This window comes from Paenarthrobacter sp. NPDC091669, from assembly GCF_044756725.1.
In the GTDB taxonomy this organism is placed as follows: Bacteria; Actinomycetota; Actinomycetes; order Actinomycetales; family Micrococcaceae; genus Arthrobacter; species Arthrobacter bambusae_C.
Genome location: NZ_JBIVTK010000009.1, coordinates 206,551 through 228,940, shown reverse-complemented (window position 1 = coordinate 228,940; position 22,390 = coordinate 206,551). Strand labels below are relative to the sequence as shown.

General features: G+C 63.7%; 17 protein-coding genes. 8 read left to right on the top strand and 9 right to left on the bottom strand.

Going from position 1 to position 22,390, the window contains the following annotated elements; translation table 11 throughout:
* Positions 1-21: 21 nt before the first annotated feature.
* The 6 genes from ACIQLI_RS16565 to ACIQLI_RS16540 all read left to right on the top strand — a co-directional run bounded on the left by ACIQLI_RS16565 (position 22) and on the right by ACIQLI_RS16540 (position 8,361).
* Entirely contained in the window at positions 22-1,692 is a 1,671-nt protein-coding gene (locus tag ACIQLI_RS16565) for an ABC transporter permease subunit (RefSeq protein WP_400390337.1), read from the top strand.
* Positions 1,692-2,627 carry a sugar ABC transporter permease gene (locus ACIQLI_RS16560; RefSeq protein WP_354231150.1) on the top strand — a complete coding sequence of 312 codons (936 nt, stop codon included), beginning with the start codon at positions 1,692-1,694 and terminating at the stop codon, positions 2,625-2,627. Before ACIQLI_RS16565 ends, ACIQLI_RS16560 begins: the two co-directional genes overlap by 1 nt.
* A 2-nt stretch (positions 2,628-2,629) precedes the next feature.
* Positions 2,630-4,579 carry a glycoside hydrolase family 13 protein gene (locus ACIQLI_RS16555; RefSeq protein WP_400390335.1) on the top strand — a complete coding sequence of 650 codons (1,950 nt, stop codon included), beginning with the start codon at positions 2,630-2,632 and terminating at the stop codon, positions 4,577-4,579.
* 205 nt (positions 4,580-4,784) lie between these two features.
* Positions 4,785-6,194: an FAD-binding oxidoreductase gene (locus ACIQLI_RS16550; RefSeq protein WP_400390361.1), complete on the top strand. Its 1,410-nt coding sequence runs from the start codon at positions 4,785-4,787 to the stop codon at positions 6,192-6,194.
* 327 nt (positions 6,195-6,521) lie between these two features.
* Positions 6,522-7,823, top strand: a complete 1,302-nt coding sequence (locus tag ACIQLI_RS16545) for an MFS transporter (protein WP_400390334.1) — start codon at positions 6,522-6,524, stop codon at positions 7,821-7,823.
* 49 nt (positions 7,824-7,872) lie between these two features.
* A complete protein-coding gene (locus ACIQLI_RS16540; protein WP_400390333.1) occupies positions 7,873-8,361 on the top strand; it encodes a pyridoxamine 5'-phosphate oxidase family protein in 489 nt (162 codons plus the stop codon).
* Between the two features lie 85 nt (positions 8,362-8,446).
* Here the strand turns inward: ACIQLI_RS16540 and ACIQLI_RS16535 are convergent, their stop codons facing one another.
* From ACIQLI_RS16535 to ACIQLI_RS16510, 6 genes are all read right to left on the bottom strand, one after another.
* Positions 8,447-9,664 carry an amidohydrolase family protein gene (locus ACIQLI_RS16535; protein WP_400390332.1) on the bottom strand — a complete coding sequence of 406 codons (1,218 nt, stop codon included), beginning with the start codon at positions 9,662-9,664 and terminating at the stop codon, positions 8,447-8,449.
* A 36-nt stretch (positions 9,665-9,700) separates the two neighbouring features.
* Positions 9,701-10,723 (bottom strand): oligopeptide/dipeptide ABC transporter ATP-binding protein, encoded by a 1,023-nt coding sequence (locus ACIQLI_RS16530; RefSeq protein ID WP_354231140.1) that lies wholly within the window; start codon positions 10,721-10,723, stop codon positions 9,701-9,703.
* 8 nt (positions 10,724-10,731) lie between these two features.
* Positions 10,732-11,784 carry an ABC transporter ATP-binding protein gene (locus ACIQLI_RS16525; protein WP_400390330.1) on the bottom strand — a complete coding sequence of 351 codons (1,053 nt, stop codon included), beginning with the start codon at positions 11,782-11,784 and terminating at the stop codon, positions 10,732-10,734.
* A complete protein-coding gene (locus ACIQLI_RS16520) occupies positions 11,781-12,782 on the bottom strand; it encodes an ABC transporter permease (protein ID WP_400390328.1) in 1,002 nt (333 codons plus the stop codon). The genes ACIQLI_RS16525 and ACIQLI_RS16520 overlap by 4 nt, the downstream gene beginning before the upstream one ends.
* A gap of 74 nt (positions 12,783-12,856) precedes the next feature.
* On the bottom strand, positions 12,857-14,581 hold the full coding sequence (locus ACIQLI_RS16515) for an ABC transporter substrate-binding protein (protein ID WP_400390326.1): 1,725 nt from the start codon (positions 14,579-14,581) through the stop codon (positions 12,857-12,859).
* A gap of 43 nt (positions 14,582-14,624) precedes the next feature.
* Complete coding sequence (locus ACIQLI_RS16510; protein WP_400390324.1) at positions 14,625-15,671, bottom strand: ABC transporter permease; 1,047 nt, start codon at positions 15,669-15,671, stop codon at positions 14,625-14,627.
* A gap of 138 nt (positions 15,672-15,809) precedes the next feature.
* On the opposite strand from ACIQLI_RS16510, the gene ACIQLI_RS16505 reads away from it, so the two are divergent.
* A complete protein-coding gene (locus tag ACIQLI_RS16505; RefSeq protein WP_400390322.1) occupies positions 15,810-17,276 on the top strand; it encodes a chlorohydrolase family protein in 1,467 nt (488 codons plus the stop codon).
* A gap of 34 nt (positions 17,277-17,310) precedes the next feature.
* Positions 17,311-18,012: a GntR family transcriptional regulator gene (locus ACIQLI_RS16500; protein WP_400390320.1), complete on the top strand. Its 702-nt coding sequence runs from the start codon at positions 17,311-17,313 to the stop codon at positions 18,010-18,012.
* 63 nt (positions 18,013-18,075) lie between these two features.
* On the opposite strand, the gene ACIQLI_RS16495 is transcribed toward ACIQLI_RS16500, so the two are convergent.
* The 3 genes from ACIQLI_RS16495 to ACIQLI_RS16485 form a co-directional block, all read right to left on the bottom strand.
* Positions 18,076-19,497, bottom strand: coding sequence for a DUF4032 domain-containing protein (locus ACIQLI_RS16495; RefSeq protein ID WP_089593812.1), 1,422 nt, complete (start codon positions 19,495-19,497; stop codon positions 18,076-18,078).
* Positions 19,494-21,077 carry a beta-N-acetylhexosaminidase gene (locus ACIQLI_RS16490; protein WP_400390318.1) on the bottom strand — a complete coding sequence of 528 codons (1,584 nt, stop codon included), beginning with the start codon at positions 21,075-21,077 and terminating at the stop codon, positions 19,494-19,496. The genes ACIQLI_RS16495 and ACIQLI_RS16490 overlap by 4 nt, the downstream gene beginning before the upstream one ends.
* 93 nt (positions 21,078-21,170) lie before the next feature.
* Positions 21,171-22,253 carry an ABC transporter ATP-binding protein gene (locus ACIQLI_RS16485; RefSeq protein WP_089593814.1) on the bottom strand — a complete coding sequence of 361 codons (1,083 nt, stop codon included), beginning with the start codon at positions 22,251-22,253 and terminating at the stop codon, positions 21,171-21,173.
* Positions 22,254-22,390: the final 137 nt, after the last annotated feature.

The window sequence follows — 22,390 nt, the reverse complement described above, 5'->3', positions numbered from 1 at the left end:
CGCTTCACCCAAGGACCCACAATGCCAAAACCAGATGTCCGCGACCTGCCCGCTACCCAAGGCAAGCCGACCCCGGCTGGGTCTTCCAGCAACGTCACCCTCCCGAGCGGCACCCGCCCAGCCAATCCGGCGCGCCCAACAAAGCCCCTACGCCACCCGGACTCCGTCAAGGGCACCCTCCTGAAGGTGGTCCTGCTGGGACTTGTTGACGCCTTCGCGGTGTACGTCCTGATGATGCTTTTCCTCAGCCAGTCGTGGGCGGCGCTGGCAGTATCGGGGCTGGTGGTCCTGGCCATCAACTGGATCTATCTCCGCAAAGGAGGGCTCCCGGCCAAGTATCTGGCTCCCGGGGTGCTGTTCCTGCTGGTCTTCCAGGTTCTGGTGGTGGTGTTCAGCGGTTATATCGCCTTCACCAACTACGGCGACGGACACAACAGCACCAAAGAGGATGCCATTTCGGCCATCCAGCTGACGGCCCAGCAGCGGGTCCCGGATTCCCCGGCGTACAAGGCGGCGGTCCTCACCAAGGACGACGGGTTCTCCTTGTTGTTCACCGATCCGGCCGGGAAGGCCCAGGTAGGCAGCACCGGGCAGCCCCTCACCGAGGTTCCGGACGCCGGCAAAGACTCCACCGGCAAGGCCACCTCCCTGCCGGGCTACCAGACGCTGACGTTCCAGGAGATCGTGGCCAACCAGCAGGAGATTCTCAAGATCACTGTTCCAGTGTCCGATAACCCCGCAGATGGAACGCTCCGCACTGCGGACGGTAGTACGGCCTACCAATTCAAGCCGGCGCTCAACTATGACGCCTCCAAGGACACGTTCACGGACACGGAGACCGGCAAGGAATACCGCGACAACGGCAAGGGCGCCTTCGCCGACGCCAACGGCGAGACCCTGGCAACCGGCTGGAAGATCGATGTCGGCATGGACAACTTCGTCCGGGCCTTCACAGATCCCAGCCTCCGCGGACCGCTCGTGGGCGTCATCCTGTGGACGTTCACGTTCTCCATCGCATCAGTCGCATTGACCTTCGTGATGGGACTGTTCCTGGCCATCACGTTCAACCGCGAGGACCTTCGTGGCAAAAAGGCCTACCGGATCCTGATGATCCTGCCGTACGCCTTCCCCGCATTCCTGTCCGGCCTGGTGTGGTCCGGAATCCTGAACCCCGAGTTCGGCTGGCTGAATCAGACACTGTTGGGCGGCGCCAACATCGGTTGGTTGACGGACCCCGTCCTGGCCAAGATCAGCGTGCTGGTGGTCAATGTGTGGCTCGGCTTCCCGTACATGTTCCTGGTCTGCACCGGCGCCCTGCAGTCATTGCCCTCAGAAATTGACGAGGCCGCACGCATGGATGGTGCTTCTGCCTGGCGGGTATTCCGCTCCATCAAGTTGCCACTTCTGCTGGTATCCGTAGCGCCTTTGCTGATCTCTTCCTTCGCCTTCAACTTCAACAACTTCAACGTCATCTACATGCTGACAGGCGGTGGACCGCGGTTCGCGGACACGGACCGGGACATCGGATCCACCGACATTCTGATCACCCTGGTCTACAAAGTGGCGTTCGGCCAAGGAACCGGACGGGACTACGGCCTTGCCAGCGCACTCGCGATCATCATCTTCATCATCGTGGCCACCATCTCGGCCATCAGCTTCAAACAGACCAAAGCACTCGAGGACGTGAACTGATGAGCGTACGCACACTCGCCGACACCAAGGAAACAGCGTCCGACGGCGGCACCCCACCGTTGACTCCCACAAAACGCCGCCCGTTCGGGGCCTGGTTCAAAGACAAAGGCTGGCGGCATCTTGTAGGCATCGTCACCACCATCTTCGCCGTTTTCCCGCTCCTCTATGTGCTGTCCGCTGCCCTGGATTCCAACGGCACCCTGGTAGGTTCCAACGGGCTGTTCACCAGATTCGATACCGGTAACTTCGTGGCTCTCTTCAGCGACCCCACCAGGCCCTTCGGACGGTGGTTCGTGAACACCCTGGTTGTAGGAACCGTCACCTCCGCCGCTACCGTTTTCCTCGGTGCCATGGCCGCCTACGCGTTCTCCCGCATGCGCTTCAAGGGCCGCCGGATGGGACTGTTGACCCTCCTGCTGCTGCAGATGTTCCCGCAACTGCTGGCCGTCGTCGCCATCTTCCTTCTCCTGAGCGGTATCTCCCAGGTGATCCCCGCGCTGGGACTGGGCAGCCAGCTGGGCCTGATCATGGTGTACCTCGGCGGCGCGCTGGGGGTGAACACCTATCTGATGTATGGGTTCTTCAACACGGTCCCGCAGTCATTGGACGAGGCCGCCAAGATCGACGGCGCCAGCCACGTGCAGATCTTCTTCGGCATCATCCTGCGCCTGGTGACTCCCATCCTCGCGGTAGTGGGGCTGCTGGCGTTTATCGGTATCTCCAGCGAATTCGTGATCGCCAGCGTAGTGCTGACCGACCCCGACAGCCAGACACTCGCCGTCGGACTTTACTCCTACGTGGCGCAGCAGCGTTCCGAGAACTGGGGCGTCTTCGCCGCCGGCGCCGTGATCGCCGCGATCCCGGTCATGGCGCTGTTCCTCTTCCTGCAGAAGTACATCGTCAGCGGCCTCACCGCCGGCTCAGTGAAAGGCTGACCATGCCGATCGCCCTTCCGCACCACGACGGTTCGGGTCTCTTCGTCACCAACACCGCAGCTCTGTCCGTGTCCCTGGGCGATACCGTCCGGCTCCGCGTCCGCGTCCCGCAGGGGTGGGGTCCGGCGTCGAAAGTGTGGGTCCGTTCCATCCAGGACGGCGAGCCCCGCTACGACGCCGCCATCCGGTTGGGCTCAGCCGAAGGCTGGGACTGGTGGGAAGCGGCGATGCTGGTGGCCAACCCCGTGGCCAAGTACCGCTTCCTGCTGGAGGTCACTGAAACGCCCGACGACGGCACAGGCGCGGCGGCCGCCGCCGGCAGCACCGTGGGACGCCGGTACTGGCACCTCAACGCCCAGGGTCTGTTCGGCAGGGATGTTTCCGATGCTGCCGACTTCAGGCTGACCACTTTTGCCCCCGCGCCGGAGTGGCTGCACAGGGGCACTATGTACCAGGTGTTCCCGGACCGCTTTGCCCGCTCCACCCAAGCGGAGAACCATCCCACTCCCGACTGGGCCGTCGCCTGTGGCTGGGATGAGCCGGTAAAGGGAACGGGAGCGGAGACGCCCACACAGTTTTATGGGGGAGACCTGCCGGGGATCACAGGCAAACTCGACCACCTGCACGCATTGGGCGTCGACGTCCTGTACCTGACGCCGTTCTTCCCTGCACGGTCCAACCACCGCTACGATGCCTCCACTTTTGACTGTGTGGATCCACTCCTGGGCGGGGACCAAGCGTTGGTGGACTTGGTGGAGGCAGCACATGCGCGCGGCATTCGCGTTATGGGGGACCTCACCGCAAACCACTCGGGCGACGCCCACGAGTGGTTCGTCAAGGCGCTCGCCGACCCCGGTTCGGAAGAGGCCGGGTATTACTGCTTCAGCCACGATCATCTGAGCTACGAGTCCTGGTGGGGTGTGCCATCCCTGCCCAAATTCAACTGGTCCTCAGAGGCCCTCCGCCGCCGCTTCGTGACGGATGAGGATTCCGTGGTGGCCCGCTGGCTGAAGCCGCCGTTCACCCTGGACGGATGGAGGATCGACGTCGGAAACATGACAGGACGCCTGGGATCTGTAGATCTCAACCATGAGGTTGCCCGGCTCATCGCGGAGCGGGTCAGGGAGGTCAACCCCCACGCTGCCCTGTTGGCCGAGTTCACGTCCGATGCCGGTCCGGATGTCACCGGGGAACACTGGCAGGGCGCCATGACCTATTCCAACCTCACCCGTCCGCTGTGGTCCTGGCTCGCGAAAGACGCTCCGAACGTGAACTTCTTCGGATCGCCACAGCCCGGCCCCCACAGGATCTCCGCCGAGGACTTCCTCGCGACGCATCACGACCTTGCCTCGGGATTTAGCTGGGGTGTGCGACAAAACAACATGAACGCCCTCAATACCCACGACACTGCCCGGGCGGCGACTGTCATGATCGACGGCGGCCAGGAAGTGGGCGCTGTGCTCACCTTTTGCCTGCCCGGAGTTCCGGTGATGTTTGCCGGCGACGAATTCGGCTTCGAAGGATACAACGGCGAGGACTCCCGGACGCCGATGCCCTGGGACCAGGGCGTCCGGGCCGGGAATCATCGCGTGGTCAAGGACCTGCGATCCGTTTACTCACGCCTGTCCCGGCTCCGCAGGGAACTGCCGGCACTGACGGAGGGCGGAGTGCGCTGGCTGCATGCCGAGGGTGACGCCATGGTGTTCATTCGGGAAACGCCGGAGTCTTCAGTGCTGGTGTTCGCCGCGCGGGACGCTGCGCAGGTGCTTCTGGACCCTTCCGTTCTCAGCGATGCCCAACTGGGCGCGTTGCTCGCCGCACCACTGCACCAGTCCGGGACGGTGACATCGGCACCTGCGGGGCCATCCGGCGTCGACGGTGTTTGCCTGCATGCCGAAGGTATCAGCGCTGGGATCTGGGCGTTGCCGGGAACCGCGGTTCCAATCCTGTGATTGCAGCGGGTTCCGGTCGACGCCGCTGCTGGTTGAGGCCGCTGCCTGCTGCCGTCACTGCCCATGCCGCTCTGGCTAGACTATGAGCACTGAAAACGCTGCGAAGACTGCCGGTTTGGCGTGTCCGCGGCGCTTATGTGGAGGTAGTGCTTTGTCGGACGAAACGGCTGTGGCCGGTACATCAGCGGAACGCATCAAGGACCGTATGGCGGGGCCGGCGGAAGAAACCCGACCAACAAGCGGGCAACGGGCGTTCCTGCAGGAGTTGTCGGCGGGGCTGCAGGCCGGGCAAATGGCCGGCGACGAAGAAACCCTCACCGTCTACTCCATCGATCAAGGGCCAACGCTGGAGAGGCACCTGCCACTGGCCGTCGTCTGGGCCGAATCCGTGGACGACGTGCAACACGTCGTCCGCACGTGCGCGGCGCATCATGTGCCGATCGTCGCCCGGGGTGCGGGCACCGGCGTTTCCGGCGGAGCCCACGCCACCCAGGGGTGCATCGTGCTGGGCCTTGAACGGATGAACCGCATCCTGGACCTCAACCCCGACGACGAGACCGCCGTCGTCGAACCCGGCGTCATCAACGCCGACCTCAACGCTGCAGCCGCCGAACACGGCCTCATGTACGCGCCCGACCCTGCCAGCTACAAGGTGTCCACAATAGGCGGCAATGTGGCCACCAACGCCGGAGGGCTGCGCTGCGCCAAATACGGCGTGACCCGCGATTCCGTCTTGGCCCTGGATGTTGTCATGGCCGACGGCTCCCTCATGCACACCGGCCACCAAACCTTCAAAGGCGTGGCCGGGTACGACCTCACCGCGCTGTTGGTGGGCTCCGAAGGGACACTCGGAATCGTGGTGGGCGTGACCGTCCGGCTGAAATACCTGCCCCGCGAAATCCACACCATCGCCGCGTTCTACCAGGACTTCCGAAGCGCCGCCGCCGGAGTGCTTGCCGTGGGCAAGGCCCGTGTCCAGCCCGCCATTATGGAGCTACTGGACAACGGCACCCTGGAGCAGCTCGACGAACTCCACGGCGGCGACCTCCAAAAGCGCGGAAAATCACTGCTCCTCATCCAAACAGACGGTTTCGGTGCGGCCGCAGAGGCCGACGTCGTCCGGCAAGTACTCGTCGACGGCGGCGCCACCGTCACCACCGAAGCCAGCGCCGAAGCCGAGATGCTGGTGGAACTGCGGCGCAACAGCCGCGGCGTGGAAGTGGACGACGAATTCCGGGTTGGCGAAGACATCGCCGTTCCCCGCTCGCGGTTGGTGGACTTCGTCGCGGAGCTCGAAGCCATGGCCGCACGGTTCCAGGTACGCCTCAAAGTGGTAGCCCATGCAGGCGACGGCAACCTGCACCCCACCTTCTGGATGGAGCGCGTGGACCCGACCACCGACGCCGACGCGTTGAGGCGGCTGAACGCTGCCCTGGACGAATCCATCCGGGTAGGCCTGGACATGGGCGGCACCATCACCGGCGAGCACGGGGTGGGCCAATACAAACTGCGCTGGCTCGGATTGGAACAACCGGAGCCTGTGCGGGAGTTGCAGCGGCGGATCAAGGAGCTGTTCGACCCGCAAGGGATCCTGAATCCGGGGAAGGCTATCTAGGGCCCTCTTCGTGGTGCGGCGCAGGGTGTGGCCCGCAGGGCCGCAACGCTCGGCGCGCTCGGTCGTTCCTCCCTTAGACGCGCGCTGCCGCGTCCCGGCCCTGCGGGGCCGCCAGTGGGGCCTGACGCTCTATCACGTCCCGCGTGGTTGGGGGGTGACGCTCTATCACTTCCAACCATCGTGCAGATCGCCTCAAGGTTTCTTGGTATTCCAAACCCGTAGCGATTGACGTTGGTCTCATTCGTTCGCCTTGTTTGCTTCCATTTACTTTCCGCCACTCTCCTCATAGGCTTACTTGGTATACCAAAGTGCTATGAGGGGAATGACGTGCGCGAGAAGCGGCAGGCTGGAGCTGGACTGGGTCCGAGGCTGACAACAGGGCTGGTGTTGCTTGGGCTCGTCATGGTTTCCGTCAATCTTCGGCCGGCCATTACCACCGTTGCCGGGGTGATGAACCAAGTGCCGGGTGTGTTTGGTCTGGATCCTGCGCTTCTTCCGTTGCTGGGGACTTTGCCTGTGTTGGCCTTTGGGGTTTCGGGTCCGATCGGACCTTGGCTGGCCCGACGATGGGGGACAGGGCGGGCTGTGGCTTTTGCGTTGATGGTTCTCGCTGCTGCGCTGATTGTCCGGGCAACGGTGCCCGCACTCTTGCTGCCGGGCACGTTCCTGGCCGGAATGGCGATCATGACCGCCAGTGTCCTGGTGCCTCAGATCGTCAAGGCAAACCGCGGCACGGGTTGGTGGACCGGGCTCTGCACCATGGGATTTGGTCTGGGCGCTGCGCTCGGCGCCGGGCTGGTCCAGCCCTTGCAACACCTCCTGGGCGGCAGCCTCCCATGGGCCTTGGCCGTATGGGCGCTGCCTGCCCTGGTAGGCGCCAGCCTCATTTACCGATCCGGAGGTACCCCTTGGAAAGGTGCCGATCGGACGAAAGGTGGCGACGCGTCGTCGTCGGCCGACACCAACAGAGGCGGCACCAACGTACCTGTCCCCGGGAAGTCGGCTACTCCGCTCAGAAAGCAGCGCACTGCGTGGGCGGTGACCGCGTTTTTCGGCCTTCAAGCGATGCTCTACTTCGCCATCACGTCGTGGCTGGCAGTGTATTTGGTATCCCGGGGAATCGCGCCAGCAGAATCGGCGGCCCTCTTGGCGTGGTTCAGCCTGGCGGGACTTCCGGCAAGCCTGCTGGCCCCCGTACTCGCCGGCCGTCCCGGCATCCTGAAAATCCTGGCACCGGGGCTTGGCTTATCGGTGGCGCTCGCGCTCCTGGGCGTCCTGGCGGCCCCGGTTGAAATGCAGTTCATGATGGTAGGGATTCTGGGCGTGGTGCAAAGCGCCGGATTCGGGCTCGCCATGGCACTGGTAGTGATCCGCTCGGCCGGACCTCAATCTGCAGGACGACTCTCCGCCATGAGCCAGGGGTTCGGATTCGCACTGGCGTCCTTCGGGCCGCTCGGGGCGGGGTTGCTGCACACCCTGACCGGTGGCTGGGAAGTGACGTTCTGGGTGCTGGCCGCCGAAGCCGTGGTGCTCGCCGGCGCAGGATTCTTCGCGATCCGTGGCCCCTTGGTGAGTGTGGAGCAGGCAACGGCAGCAGCTGAGCCAGGCCCCCAACCAACCCACGTTTGATCATGTGGGGCCCTGTCCGGGCGCAGCCCTGCAGCGTATCCTCGGCGGTATGACGAACTCACCATCAGGGACCGATCAGCCAAGCACTCCAGCCACCGAAGTCCTGGAAACCAACGAATGCTGGGAGCTCCTCAGGGGTGTCTCCGTGGGCAGGCTTGCCGTGTGGGTGGACGATCATCCGGACATCTTCCCCGTGAACTACAAGGTGGACCACGGAACCATGGTGTTTCGGACCGGTGAAGGCACCAAGCTCCACGCTGCCCTCAGCGACACCGCAGTTGCCGTTGAAGCCGATGGCGTCAACGTGGAGACGGGCGTGGCGTGGAGTGTGGTGGTCAAAGGCCAGGCGTCCGCGGTGAAGCTTGCCCAGGATGTCCTGGATACCGTCGGGCTTCTCCTGTTTCCATGGGAGGCGGGACAAAAAGACCAGTTCATCCGCATCACCCCCACCACAGTGACGGGCCGCCGTTTCACTGTGACACCTCCGGTCACGTGGTGGACCCCGTTGGATGATGCGCCCACAGCGCGGAGCGAGTAGCTCTTAACGCCGGAACCCGCCCCTGTTCGATCACCCTCGCGTTCAGCTGCGGGGGATCGGACAAGAGCGGGTTCAAAGGGGTAGCTTAGACCAGTTCCAACTGGTCCGCCACGATCTTGCCCTGGTGCATCACGGTCCGGTCCTTGCCACGATCCATGACGGTCGAGGCCACCGTTTCGCCGTCCACCAGCAGCAGGTCCGCTGGGTCTCCAACCTCGACGCCGGGACGGTGGGCCGTGTCCTTGAGCCTGGTCGCGTTGGGGTCAAGGATGCTGGCGCCGCCGATGGTGGCGATGGCCAGGCAGTGTTCGATCAGCTCGTCCTTGCGGAAACCGTGGGTGAAGGCCAGCTGCCAGGTGCGGTCCAGCATGTCGGTGTTGCCGTAGGGGGACCAGTAGTCGCGCTGGCCGTCTTCGCCCAAGCCCAAGCGGACACCGGCCTCGGTCAACAAGGGGATCGGCAGTTGGCCGGCAGCCGAGGGGGCAACCGATGCCAGGGAAACGTCCAACCCCGCGAACGCATCAATCAGCCTCCGGGTGGTGGCCTCGTTGACGCTGCCCAACTGGTAGGCGTGGGACATGGTTACCTTGCCCTGCATACCCAGCGCGCGGGTGCGCTCAAGCACCAGATCCGTGCTGAACACACCCAGCTCGCCCGGTTCGTGGAGGTGGATATCGATGGGAACCTGGTACTTCTCCGCCAAACCGAAGACGATGTCCAGATGCTTGGCCGGGTCCCGGTCCAAAGTGCAGGGATCGATGCCACCCATCACGTTGGCCCCTGCCTTCAGTGCCTCTTCCATCAGCTCAACAGTGCCCTCCTCGAGCAACAGTCCGGCCTGCGGGAAGGCGATGATGTCCACGGACGCTTGACCGGCAAACTTCTCCTTGGCGGCAGCAACGGCGTCGAAACGCTCCAGCCTGCAGTCCACATCCACCTGCGCGTAGGAACGCACGCGGGTGGTGCCCCGCGCGATCATCCGTCCCAGGGTGTCGTTCACCCGATCCTGCAGCGGGACCTCGGCGTTGCGCCAGTTCTGACGGTCGTTCATCATCATGTTCCACACGCCCGGACCACCCGTGTGTTCGCGGAAGGGCAAGCCGATGCGAGTGGAATCGAGGTGGACGTGGACGTCGGAGAACGACGGCAACAGAATCCGGCCGCGGCCATAGACAACCGTCACACCATCGGGAACGGCGCGGGCCGGGTCGTGAGGTTCGACGGCGGTGATCTTGCCGTCAGCGATACTCACATCGCTGATCCCTTGTCCCCAAGGACGGACGGCGTGGATCAGGGTGTTCAATGGGTGCTCCTTCGGTAGTGGATCTGTTGCATGCCTCTATTGCACGCCTGCCAGTACCGCTGCCGCCATACCCGTGTGGTGGCAGGCAGGGGCGGCAGGAGTGGCAGGCGTGGGGATCTGGTCGATGCAGCGTTGCCGCTGATCGTCGGGGAGGGTGCCGATCAGCGGGCAACGGGTGCGGAAGACACAGCCGCTGGGCGGGTTGGCCGGTGAGGGCAGGTCGCCGCGAAGCCGGATCTTCACTTGTTCCCGCGCTGCACGGGGGTCCGGCAACGGCACTGCCGAGAGCAGCGCCTTGGTGTACGGATGCCCTGGATCGCTGAACAAGGCGTCGCGCGGCCCCTGTTCGACGATCTTGCCCAGGTACATCACCGCAACCTCATGGGAAATGTGCCGGACCACGGAGAGATCGTGGGCTATGAAAATGTAGGAAACACCGGTGTCGCGCTGGATCTGCTGCAGCAGGTTCACCACCTGTGCCTGCACGGAGACGTCCAAGGCGGAGACCGGTTCGTCGCACACGATCACCGACGGGTTCAGGGAAATAGCCCGGGCAATGCCCACACGTTGCCGTTGCCCACCGGAGAACTCATGCGGGAAGCGGTTGTAGTGCTCCGGCTTGAGTCCCACCTGGTCCAGGAGTTCCTTGACACGGTTCTTGAGCCCACCCGGCGGGCTGATCTTCTGCGCCACCATGGGAGCCGCGATGGCTGTGCCGACGGTCTGCCGGGGATTCAGGGAAGCAAAGGGATCCTGAAAGATCATCTGGACTTTGCGCCGGAAGTTGTACAAATCCTTGCCACGCAACCCGCTGATGTCCACGCCGTCGACCACGATCCGCCCGCCCGTCGGATCCAGGAGGCGGGCCACCATGCGGCCGGTGGTCGACTTACCGCAACCGGACTCACCCACGAGCCCCATAGTCTGGCCTCGGGCAAGACTGAAGGACACGCCGTCGACCGCTTTGACTGAGCGCTTGGCAGCCCCCGGAAGGAGACCGCCCTTCAGCGGAAAATGCTTCTGAAGGTTCTCCACCTGGAGAATGGGCTGATGTTCCATGACGGGTCCTAACGCGAATTCCGGATGGTGATGATCTGCGGGCTGCTCAAATGGCATCGTTTGCCGTGCCCGTCCTCAACCCGCAGCTCAGGGCGCTGGCTGACGCAGATGCCGTCGTCGGCAAGCTCTGCGTACTGGCACCGTGCGCTGAAGATGCAGCCCTTGGGCAGGTCAAGGAGCGACGGCGGCTGACCGGGGATGGGGTTCAGCCGGCTGGATGAGCTGTTCAACGTGGGCATCGAGTTAAGCAGGCCCAGCGTGTAAGGGTGCTGGGTGTCGTAGAAGATGTCATCCACGGGGCCGGACTCGACGCATTGGCCTCCGTACATGACCAACACGTTGTCGCAAACCTCGGCAACCACTCCGAGATCGTGGGTGATCAGGATCAACGCGGAGTTGCTTTCCTCCTGGAGCCCGGACATCAAGTCCAGGATCTGGGCCTGCACCGTGACATCCAGTGCAGTGGTGGGCTCGTCGGCGATCAAGAGCTCCGGCTCGCAGATCAACGCCATGGCGATCATGGCGCGCTGGCGCATGCCACCGGAGAAGTGGTGGGGGTACTCGTCGTAGCGCTGCTCGGGACTGGGGATGCCCACCCTTCCCAGCATGTCGACGGCGGCCGCCCGGGCCTGCTTCTTGCTCGCCTTGTTGTGGACCAAGTATGCCTCGGCGATCTGGTGGCCCACAGTGTAGAAGGGGTGCAGCGCCGAGAGCGGATCCTGGAAAATCATGCCGATGTTGCGTCCACGGAGCTGGCGCATTGTCGATTCCGGGATCGCAACAAGGTCCTTGCCCTGGAACATCGCCTGGCCGGTGACTTGCGCCGAGGTGCCCTTGAGCAGGCCCATGAGCGCCTGGCTGGTGACGGATTTTCCGGATCCCGATTCGCCCACGATCCCCAAGGTCTGGCCGCGTTCCAGCGCGAAGTCCATGCCATTCACTGCGGAGACAACGCCGTCGTCCGTTGGGAATTTCACGGAGAGGTTCCGGACCTCCAGGAAAGGAGCGGTGGCTGTACCGCCGGCAAGTGCGCTCGCGGTAGTTGTACTCAACTGGGTCATTGGAGCCTCACTCGGGGATCGATGGCGGCGTAGGCGAGGTCCACCACAACGTTGGCGACGATCACGAAGAACGCGGCCAGCATGGTGATGGCCATGGTGACGGGGAGGTCGCCGGAAATGGCGGCATGCACTGCGGTGAAGCCCAGGCCGGGGACGGAGAAGATCTGTTCCGTGAGGACTGCGCCGCCCAGAAGGAGGCCAATGTCCATACCGAGCATGGTCACCACGGGAGTGATGCCGGCCCGCACGCCGTGCTTGAACGTGACAGTCCGCGGCGCCAAGCCCTTGGCCCGGGCAGTCCGGATGAAGTCCTCACCGAACGTCTCGATCATGTTGGTCCGGGTGACACGGATATAGGAAGCACTGAAGAGTACGGCCAACGCGATCCACGGCAGCAAGTAGTTGGCCACCCACGCCCCGGGACCTTGCGGGCCAAAGGGGCTGTTGATCTCGTTGGTGGTGAACGGCAGCAGGTGGAGCTGGTTGACGAACAGGAGCAACAGGAACAGGCCGGTCACCGGGATGGGCAGCGAGACACCCACGGAGGCTGCGCCAACAATGAACTTGTCCATCGGCGACCCCTTGCGCAGGGCAGCCAAAAGACCCAGGCCGACGCCGGTGACGGTCCACAGCACCAGCGCGCCGATGGCCATGGAGAAGGTGTAGGGGAGCGAGCGGGCGATGATGTCCGCCACGTTCTCATTGGTTTGGAAGGACTTCCCGAGGCAGGGCCACTCACACAGTGTCTGGGCGCCGGGGGCACCGATCATCCGTGAGGAGAAGAGTCCGCGGATGTAGTCGGCGTACTGGACCAGGAAAGGCTGGTCCATTCCCAAGGCAACGCGGGCTTCGGCAACGCGTTCGGGCGTGCATTCCTGACCACAAGCAGCGGCCGCGGGGTCCGAGGGGCCCAGCTGGAAGAGCGTGAAGGTGATGAAGCTGACGGCGGCGAGAAGCAGGACCAACGAGCCGGTCCGGCGAAGAATGAAAGTCATCATGGTGGTGGTTGCGGGCCGCCCGCTGATGCAGGCGGCCCGCTTCTCCTTCTGGACTATTGGTTTTCGAAGCCCGACTACTGCTCGACGCCGACGATCGAGAGGTCGATGCCGCCGAAGAAGTAGCCCACCTGGGCATTGCGGACGTTCGAACCCACCACGCTGTTGGTGTGGCTGCGGATGAGCGGGACGATCGGGTAGGTCTTCAACGCCGATCCGAAGGCCTCGGACCACTTCTTGCCCAGTTCCTCGGACGTGCCATCCGTATTGCGGAGATCAAACATGGCCTTGGAAACTACGGGATCGAAGTAGCGGGACGTGTTGGAGAAGCCGTAGCTGGTGCCGTCGTTGTTCGGGCCCAGCAGGGGATCTGCGGAGGTTCGGATGGACGCAGGATCGGCGCCGCCGCACCAGCCGGAACGGCCCATGTCCGGGAGTTGCTCGCTGGCCAGGATGGAGTAGTAGTTCGGTGCGGGAATCGCCACCAGTTCCACCTCGATGCCCAGGGCCTTCAGGTTCTGCTGCACCACGGTGCCCGTGTTCTTGAAAGCATCCCGGTTGTTGGCGTAGCCGTACGTGAGGCTCTTGGGGTAATCCTTGCCTTCCAGGAGCTTCTTGGCTTCCTCCAGCTTGGGCTTACCCGTGGGATCCAGTTCCAGCTCGGTCTCCACGTAGCCACGCATTTTCGAGTTCAGCGGGCTCTGGGTGATCTCGCCAAAGCGACGTCCGCCGTACTGGACCAGGATGGACTGGCGGTCCAGCGCCAAGGCGATGGCCTTGCGGACATCCGGGTCCTTGATCTTTTCCGTGTTCAGGCTCAGGACGTCGTTGCATCCCAGGAGACCGGAGGCGACGCGGTCCTTGACCTTGGCATCGACCAGTTTGGCGGAATCCGAGGTCTGCAAGGCGCCGTTGGAGTCCAGGGTGATGGCGTTCGGGTCCGAATCGGCCAGCAGCTGCTGGCTGATGGTGGCCTGCGACGTGGAGAGCGAGAAGCTGAACGTGTCCGGAAGGGCCGAACGGTTGGGGTCCGTGGCGGGATCCCAGTGCGGGTTGCGGACCAGCTTGAGGGACTTGCCGCGGTTGTACGACTCCACCATGTAGGGCCCCGAGGAAACGGGGTGGTTGGTGTAGTCCAGCTTGGTGTCCTTGGCCTTCGGAACCGGGGCCGTGTTGGACCGCGATGCCAGGGCCGGGAACTCCGCGAACGGCTTCTTCAAGTGGAAGACCACGGTGCGGTCATCGGGCGTTTCAACCGCCTTGAGCACAGCGGAAGGATCCTTATACGGCCCCTTGTACCCACCGGCGTCGAGCGCTGCATTAAGCTCCTGCGGCGCCTGGGTGAAGACGTCCTGCGCGAAAGTTCGCTCTACGCCGTACTTGATGTCGGCCGAGGTGATGGGCGTGCCATCCTCGAACTTCACGCCTTCCTTGAGGGTGAACGTCCAGCTCAGGCCGTCATCGGAGACCTTGCCTGTATCGGTCGCGAGGTCCGGGACCACTGTTGGCGGCTGGCCTGCGGTTTCCTTGGCCATGGTCAGCGTGCGGTAGTACAACTGGCCGACGTTGGCGGTCTGGACATAGTTGCTGTTGCCCGGATCCAGGGTCTGGAAATCGGAGGACATGAGGACGTTGACGTTGCCGCCCTTGCCGTTGAAGCCGGACTTGACCACGTTGGGGGCCAACTCCGTGACCGACCCGGCCGTCTGGGAACTGCCAGGCTGGCTTTGGCCGGCGCCGCAGCCAGTGGCTGCCATGGCGATCAACACCGAAAGTGCCAGTGCTCTTGCAGGGGTTTTCATGATGCTCCTTGTGAGGGGTGGGAGGCGATGCGGGGGATGAGGGTTAGTGGCGGGAGGCTTTGGGATCCAGGGCGTCGCGGACTGCGTCGCCCAAAAGGTTGAAGGCCAGGACGGTGACGATGAGCATGATGCCGGGCACGGCGAGGAACCACGGATCACTGAGGTACCAGTTGCCGGATTGGGCAGCGTTCAGCATCTGCCCCCACGACGGCGTGGGGTCCTTGACGCCGACGCCGAGGAAGGACAGCGCCGCTTCTGCCGAAATGTTGGTGGGGATCAGCATGGTGGCGTACACCAGGACGACGCCCATGACGTTGGGGATGATCTGCCGGAACAGGACGCTCAGGTGGGAGGCGCCGAAGGACCTGGCGGCCTCCACGAATTCGCGCTCGCGGAGGCTGAGCACCTGCCCGCGGACGATCCGTGCGAGGTAGGCCCAACCGAAGAAGCCCAGGATGATGACCAGCGAAGCCATGGGCAGGAAGCTGCCTTCACCCAGCGGGGTATCCCTGAGCCGCGACTGCAGGATGGGCGTCAGGGACAGCACCAGGAGGAGGTGCGGGAATGCCAGGAACAGGTCCATGATTCGGCTGATGATGGCGTCGGTCTTGCCGCCGAAGTAGCCGGCGGCCGCTCCGAGGACCGTTCCGAGGACCACTGACACTGCGGTGGACAGCAGGGCGATGGTGAGGGAGACCTGCCCGCCGTAGGCGAGCCTGGCGAACAGGTCGCGGCCCAGCCCGGGCTCGACGCCCAGCCAGTGCTGGGCGGACGGGTACATGTAGCCGGGGAGTGGCAGCCCTGGTGTCTGGAAGTCATCCAGTACATCCGGGCTGGTGTTGGAGGTGAAGGGGTCGTTGCCGGACATGGCACTCAAGACGGGAGCCAGGATGGCGAAGAGCATGATCGCTACCACCACGCACAGGCTGAGGAGGGCGATCTTGCTTCGCCGGATCCGCATCCAGGCGGTGGCGAGCAGGGAGCGGGCCTCGGCGGGTGCTTTGGCCTCCGGCGTCGTTGCCGGAGGAAGCGGCGGGCTGCCGATGCTTGGTTCGGACTGTAACTGGGTCAACGGTTCTGCTCGATTCATGATCCAAGGAGCTGGCTCCGGAGTTCTTGTATACCAAAATAGACTAGATCAGGATTGATGCGATGTAAATCACAAATAATGTACTATTTGGAATACCAGAGAGTTTTTTGGATCTGTACCACATGAGGAGGAGTTGCCGTGCCCACCAAGGTCACCGCCCGGTACGTGCTGGGTCATCACAAGGGACGTCACGTGCTGCTGGAGGACGCGTGTGTGGTCTACAGCGGCGACGTCATTGACTACGTTGGCCACGACTACACGGGGCCTGTGGACGAGGAACTCGACGCCGGGGATGCCTTGCTGATGCCGGGGTTGATCGACCTCGATGCCCTGACGGACATCGACCACCTCATTCTGGACAGTTGGGCCGGCCCGGAGCAGGCCAAGGGGCATCAGTGGTCCGAGGACTACTTCCGCAACCGCCGGGCCAACGTGTTCACGGCCGAAGAACGCCAGCAGGTCCGGGAATACGCCTTGATTCAGCTGATCCTGCACGGCATCACCACATACATGCCCATCGCGTCCGAGGTTCATTCCGAGTGGGCTGAACCCTTCGAGGAGCTGGCGGGCATGGCGGAGACCAGCCGGCGGCTTGGCCTTCGGGGCTACCTTGGTCCCGCCTACCGGTCGGGCGTCAACGTTGTGCTGGAGAACGGCAGCCGTTCAGTAATGTTCGACGACGATCGCGGCCGTGAGGGACTGGCCGATGCCTTGCGCTTCCTGGACCATGCGACGGAACTCAATGACCCGTTGGTTAACGGCGTCCTGCTCCCGTGCCGCATAGAGACCCTGGACCTTGAGCTGCTCAAGGCGACCGCGGCGGCCTCCGGCGAGCGGGACGTCCTGGTCCGCCTGCACTCGCTGCAGGGCTTGGTTGAACGTGAGCTCATCCACGAGTGGCACGGCGTGACGCCCCTGGAGCTCCTGGACCAAGTGGGTTTGCTCAACGAACGCCTATTGATCCCGCATGCAACCTACACGGACAGGAATCCTGCGGTGCATGGCGAAGACCGCGGGGACCTGACGAGGCTGGCGGACAGCGGCGCCAGCATCATCCACTGCCCACTGACCTCCATGCGCTACGGGAGCACGCTCGACGCGTTCAATGCCTACAAGGAGGCAGGCATCAACATCTCGCTGGGCACTGACTCGTTCCCACCGGACCTCATCCGGGGCATTGACTCCGGTGTGCAACTCGCCAAGATCCTGGCGGGCTCCAACGACGCCGGGGACGTTGCCGGATACGTCGACGCCGCCACGCTGGGTGGAGCGCAGGCCTTGCGGCGTCCCGACTTGGGGCGGCTGGAGTCCGGCGCCCAAGCAGACATGGTCGCTTTTTCACTCGGCGACCTTCGCGACGGCGTCCACGAGGACCCCATCCGAACCCTCCTCCTGAATGGAACAGCGCGCCAGGCGGTGCTCTCCGTGGTGGCAGGACGGACCATCATGGCAGACGGCGTGATCGCCGGAGTAGACCTGGACTATTGGCGGTCCAAGGGCCAGGAACTGTTCGACAAGATGCGCCGCGCCTACACTGTGCGGGATGCCCGGAACCGACCGGCCGATCAGCTGTTTCCTCCCGTGTATGCTCGGTTGGAACGCTGACCGGAGCCGTCCGGCGAAAGGAGCGGACGCCGGCATGAAGGGAAGTTTGACAGTGGCTGAGACGATGCCGGATACCGGGAACGGCCGTGATGATGAGGCCCGCGCGGAAAACGTCTACCAACTGGTGTTGGAAGGGATCGTCACGGGTACTTACGCGCAGGGCATGCGCTTGCGCGAGCGCGAACTTTCCGAGCTCTACAACGTCTCCCGCATACCGGTCCGGGAAGCCATCCAGCGCTTGGAGCAGGACGGTTTTGTAGCGACATTTCCGCGCCGTGGTGCCGTGGTGCGCCAACTGACACTGACGGATGTCAACGAGCTCTTCGATATTCGCCTATGCCTGGAAACCTTCGCCGCGCGGATGGCTGCAACCAGGGTTGCCGAGGGCAGCGATGGCGGACGACTTCAAGAGCTTATGGAAGCGTCCAAGACTGCTATCGACGAGGACCGGGCAGAGGACGTCGCCGTCATCAGCGCCGGGTTGCACGCCGAAATCGTCCGCCTATCCGGCAACCGGCTGCTGATCGAATCCGTGAAGCCCCTCTTTGGCCGGATGCGCTGGATCTTCGGGCTGGCCCACAACCGCAGCAACGAACTCCAGCGCGACGAGCACACGGAGTTGTGCAATGCCATCCTGAAGGGCAGGCCGGACCTGGCCTACTCGCTGGCGTACTCACACATCGAGCTGGGCCGCGAACCAGTTCTGGCCGGCCTCGCCGAAACCTTGGAACCGTGAGTTTTCGTACAGATAACGCCCTTTAGAGGCCCTCTTCCGGGCGTCATCTGTACAAAAACTCCGCTAGTCGTCCGCGTCCGGGTATTCGTCCTCGTCTTCATCGTCGTACCGGCCGGATTCCTCCACCTCGACCTCAAGGATCTTCAGCAGCTCCGTATCCGGATTCAGCATGATGGCAGCCTCGTCGCGGCGGTGCTGGAGCACGGTGTCCAGGTAGGACTGAACCGTCTCCGCCAAGGGGACGTACCTGTCCTGCTTCTGGCTCATGTACCAGCGGTGCTCCAGGACTTCGTGCACCACTTCCGCGGGCTCCAGCTTCCCGGCCAGGTGCCGTGGAATGGAACGGACAATGGGCTCGAAGATCTGGCTGACCCAAATGTGGGCGCTGATTTCCTCGTCCAGGTCCGGGTTGTTGTCCGCCCGGAACTGGTCCATGTCGTTCAAGAGCCGGCGGGCCTGGTTCTCCTGGGCGTCCAATCCGGTCAGGCGGAGCAGCCGACGTTGGTGGTGCCCGGCGTCGACCACTTTGGGCTGGAGCTGGATGGTGGAGCCGTCCGCCGTAGTCTTGATGGCGTACTCCTCCACGTCGAAGCCCAGCTCGTTGAGGCGCCGGATGCGGGCAGCCACGCGCCACCTTTCGCCGAGTTCGAAGGACTCCTTCTCCGTCAGCTCGGTCCAGAGCCGGCGATAGCTGTCCATGATCAGCTCACTGGTGGCTACGGGATCCACCTTTTCCTCGATCAGCCCGCCGTCCAGCAGGTCCATCAGTTCACCGGCGATGTTCACGCGGGCGATTTCGAGGTCGTATTCACGTTGGCCCATGGAGAGGTCCGGATAGAGTTCGCCCGTTTCGGCGTCCACCAAATAAGCGGCGAAGGCCCCGGCATCACGGCGGAACAACGTGTTGGACAGCGAAACGTCACCCCAGTAGAAGCCCACGAGATGCAGGCGGACCAGCAGCAGGGCCTGCGCGTCAATAAGGCGCGTCAAGGTGTCCTTGCGGAGCATCTGCGAGAACAACGCGCGGTACGGCATGGAGAACTTGAGGTGCCGGGTCACCAGGACAGGGTTCAGCGGCCGGCCATCCGCGGTGGTGCGTCCGGTGATCACAGCAACCGGCTCCACGCAGGGAACATCCAGCCGGGCCAGCTTCCGCAGCATGTGATACTCGTGGCGGGCCACGTGCTCGGAGGTTTCCTTGATGGCGATGACCGAACCACCCAGATGCGCGAAACGCACGATGTGCCGCGAGATGCCGCGGGGTAGCGCCGCAAGGTTCTCGGCCGGCCAATCCTCCAGGGCGATGTGCCACGGAAGATCCAGCAGTTCAGGGTCGGCCGACGCCGCCGTAATGTTCAGCGAACCGATGACGCTCGCGGGCGGTGCGGTGTCCTGCGCACTCGCGGCTTCAGTGCGGGGGAGCTTGCCGATCTGCCCGTAGTCGGTAGGTTCGTCGTGCCACTGGGCTCCGTTTTGCTCGCTCATGCCTCAATTGTTCCGTACTCAGGGGTGGAGGATGTTCCGGCGTCCGGGAACGGCCACTTCGAGGTGGCTGACCACTCGACGTCGGGCGCGGCCTGGAAGGCGACGCCCTGCTGGGCGAGCCGCTCGCCCAAGGCGCCCAGACGACGTCGGAAGTCACCTGCGTTGCGGACTTCCTGGCCGGACCACGCGACTTCCGCCAAGGAAACAGCCCGGGGATAGAGGAGCCACTGCGCCTGCTCGTTGTTCCGTACGGTTTCTGTCCACAGGGGCCCTTCGACGCCGAGGATCTGGTGGTCCTTGAGGCCGCCCTGGGCAGGATCCCAGTTGTAGTACTCGGACCAGGTGAAGGGTCCGCCTTCCACCCACTCGAGACCGATGGGGCTGTCAGACGCGTACTTTTGGTCCAGGTAGGTATTGGCGGCGGGAGACATGATCACCTTCGCGCCGCTTTCTTCGGCCTGACGGACCACCGGGGCGAAGTCGCCGTGCCAATACTGGATCACGGCACCTTCCGGAAGCTCGACGGCGGCGAACTCGTTCCAGCCCACCACCGTCTTGCCGGTTTCGGCGCCGATCCGAACGAACTGCTGGACCATGGCCACGTAGTCGTCATGTCCGGTGACATGGGCTTCGTCGCCGCCGATGTGAAGGTACGGGCCGTCCGTAATGGCGGCGAGCTGGCGGAGAACCTCGCGGACAAACTCGTACGTAGCGGGCAGGTCGGCTGAGAAGGTTGACCAGCCCACGTCGGGGGTGGTGCTCATGGGCTTGGCCTGGCCGTCAGGGTTGAGCTGTGGAATGGCGGCGAGGGCTGCGTTGACGTGGCCCGGGAAGTCGATCTCCGGGATCACCAGCACGTTATTGGTGGCGGCGTAGGCCTGGATGTCCTTAAAATCCTGCTGTGTGTAGAAACCCTCGCGCCCACGGGCAGGAACCGCGGCAGGGACCTCCACGGCGCCTTGTCCGCCCAAGGCAGTCAGCTGGGCGTACGGCAACCCTGACGGGTTTTGTTCCGGTTCGTGGATCTCGATCCTCCACGACTGGTCATCCGTGAGGTGCAGGTGCAGGGCGTTCAGCTTGAACTGGGCCATGACGTCGATCTGCGCCTTGACCTCCTCCACCGTGAAGAAGCTGCGGGCAACGTCCAGCATCAGGCCGCGGTATGCGAACCGCGGCGCGTCGGCAATGTCGACGGCGGGAATCACCCATTCGGCGCTGCTTGCGTCCGCCTTCTCAATGGAGGCAGGGAAAAGCTGACGGAGCGTCTGAACCCCGTTGAAAAGTCCGGCCTGCGTGGAGGCCGTGAGCCTGACGCCATCCTCGGTGACATTGAGGGTGTACGCTTCCGGGCCGCCGTCGAACGCTTCCGCGAACTCAAGGGAGATGTCACCGGGGCGGGTGTCCTCAACGATGGGCAGCTCGAAACCGGTGCCGGCGCGCAGCAGCGAGGCCAACTGTTCGGCGGGCTGCGCGGCTGGGGCTGTGGCGCGGATCCGTGCTGTGGGGGCGAGCCTGAAGGCTGGTATGTCCTGGAGTGCGACGTGGGAGGGGCGGGGGATCAGGGTGTCCGTCGTGTTCATGCCATTCTTTCGCAGGAGAAAGGTTAACGCGAGAGCGGCCCGACCTGGAGGGGTCGGGCCGCTTTCATGCGGAGTTATGTGACTACCGGTGGACTAGTCGCCCAGGCGGAGGCCGGTCTTGGTGTCGAACAGGTGCACGTGGCCGGACTGCGGACGAACGAAGATGGACTCGCCCTTCATCGGGGGACGACGACCGTCGACGCGTGCAACGATGTCGTGGCTCTTGCCATCAAGGATGGTGTGGCCGTAGACGTAAGCGTCGGCGCCGAGTTCTTCAACCACGTCAACCTCAACCTGGAGGCCTTCGCCGTTGCCGACGGTCTCAAGGTCTTCCGGACGCGAACCGACGGTGACAGTCTGGCCGTGAGCCTCTTCGAGGATGTTGCGCGGCACGGGGTAAACCGTTCCGCCGAACTGGACGCCGCCGTCGACAACCGGCAGTTCCAGCAGGTTCATGGCCGGGGAGCCGATGAAGCCTGCAACGAAGACGTTCTGCGGGCGGTCGTACAGGTTGCGCGGGGTGTCAACCTGCTGAAGCAGGCCGTCCTTCAGCACTGCGACGCGGTCACCCATGGTCATTGCCTCGACCTGGTCGTGCGTCACGTAAACGGTGGTGACACCAAGGCGGCGGGTCAGGGATGCGATCTGCGTACGGGTCTGGACGCGGAGCTTGGCATCAAGGTTGGACAGCGGCTCATCCATGAGGAAGACCTGCGGGTTACGGACGATTGCACGGCCCATGGCAACACGCTGGCGCTGACCACCGGAGAGTGCCTTCGGCTTGCGGTCCAGGTAAGCCTCAAGGTCAAGAAGCTTGGCGGCTTCGCGAACACGCTCGGCGCGCTCTTCCTTGGAGACGCCGGCAATCTTCAGAGCGAAGCCCATGTTGTCTGCAACCGTCATGTGCGGGTACAGGGCGTAGTTCTGGAAGACCATTGCGATGTCGCGGTCCTTCGGGGGAACATCCGTGACGTCGCGGTCACCGATCAGGATGCGGCCGGCGTTCACGTCCTCAAGACCTGCAAGCATGCGCAGGGAGGTGGACTTACCGCAACCGGAGGGTCCAACGAGGACCAGGAATTCGCCATCGGCGATGTCGATGTTGAGTTTATCGACGGCGGGCTTATCTGTGCCCGGGTACAGACGCGTAGCGTTATCAAAAGTAACTGTAGCCACAGTTATCAATCCCTTCACCGGCAGGTACGTGCCGGACGATCCGTTGTGAATGGTTCATTTTCTTCAGTTGAACTCCCCGGCCAATGGCCGGGGAGGATCATGTGACGTCGCACGGTACTGTGCGTCACATCACATCC

Bases quoted from the DNA above. Each gene is read 5' to 3' on its own strand.
- ACIQLI_RS16540 (WP_400390333.1), top strand. From the start codon at position 7,873: ATGACGAACTCACCATCAGGGACCGATCAGCCAAGCACTCCAGCCACC.
- ACIQLI_RS16515 (WP_400390326.1), bottom strand. From the start codon at position 14,581: ATGAAAACCCCTGCAAGAGCACTGGCACTTTCGGTGTTGATCGCCATG.
- ACIQLI_RS16500 (WP_400390320.1), top strand. From the start codon at position 17,311: ATGAAGGGAAGTTTGACAGTGGCTGAGACGATGCCGGATACCGGGAAC.
- ACIQLI_RS16520 (WP_400390328.1), bottom strand. From the start codon at position 12,782: ATGATGACTTTCATTCTTCGCCGGACCGGCTCGTTGGTCCTGCTTCTC.
- ACIQLI_RS16560 (WP_354231150.1), top strand. From the start codon at position 1,692: ATGAGCGTACGCACACTCGCCGACACCAAGGAAACAGCGTCCGACGGC.
- ACIQLI_RS16565 (WP_400390337.1), top strand. From the start codon at position 22: ATGCCAAAACCAGATGTCCGCGACCTGCCCGCTACCCAAGGCAAGCCG.
- ACIQLI_RS16555 (WP_400390335.1), top strand. From the start codon at position 2,630: ATGCCGATCGCCCTTCCGCACCACGACGGTTCGGGTCTCTTCGTCACC.
- ACIQLI_RS16530 (WP_354231140.1), bottom strand. From the start codon at position 10,723: ATGGAACATCAGCCCATTCTCCAGGTGGAGAACCTTCAGAAGCATTTT.
- ACIQLI_RS16550 (WP_400390361.1), top strand. From the start codon at position 4,785: ATGGCGGGGCCGGCGGAAGAAACCCGACCAACAAGCGGGCAACGGGCG.
- ACIQLI_RS16510 (WP_400390324.1), bottom strand. From the start codon at position 15,671: ATGAATCGAGCAGAACCGTTGACCCAGTTACAGTCCGAACCAAGCATC.
- ACIQLI_RS16525 (WP_400390330.1), bottom strand. From the start codon at position 11,784: ATGACCCAGTTGAGTACAACTACCGCGAGCGCACTTGCCGGCGGTACA.
- ACIQLI_RS16495 (WP_089593812.1), bottom strand. From the start codon at position 19,497: ATGAGCGAGCAAAACGGAGCCCAGTGGCACGACGAACCTACCGACTAC.
- ACIQLI_RS16490 (WP_400390318.1), bottom strand. From the start codon at position 21,077: ATGAACACGACGGACACCCTGATCCCCCGCCCCTCCCACGTCGCACTC.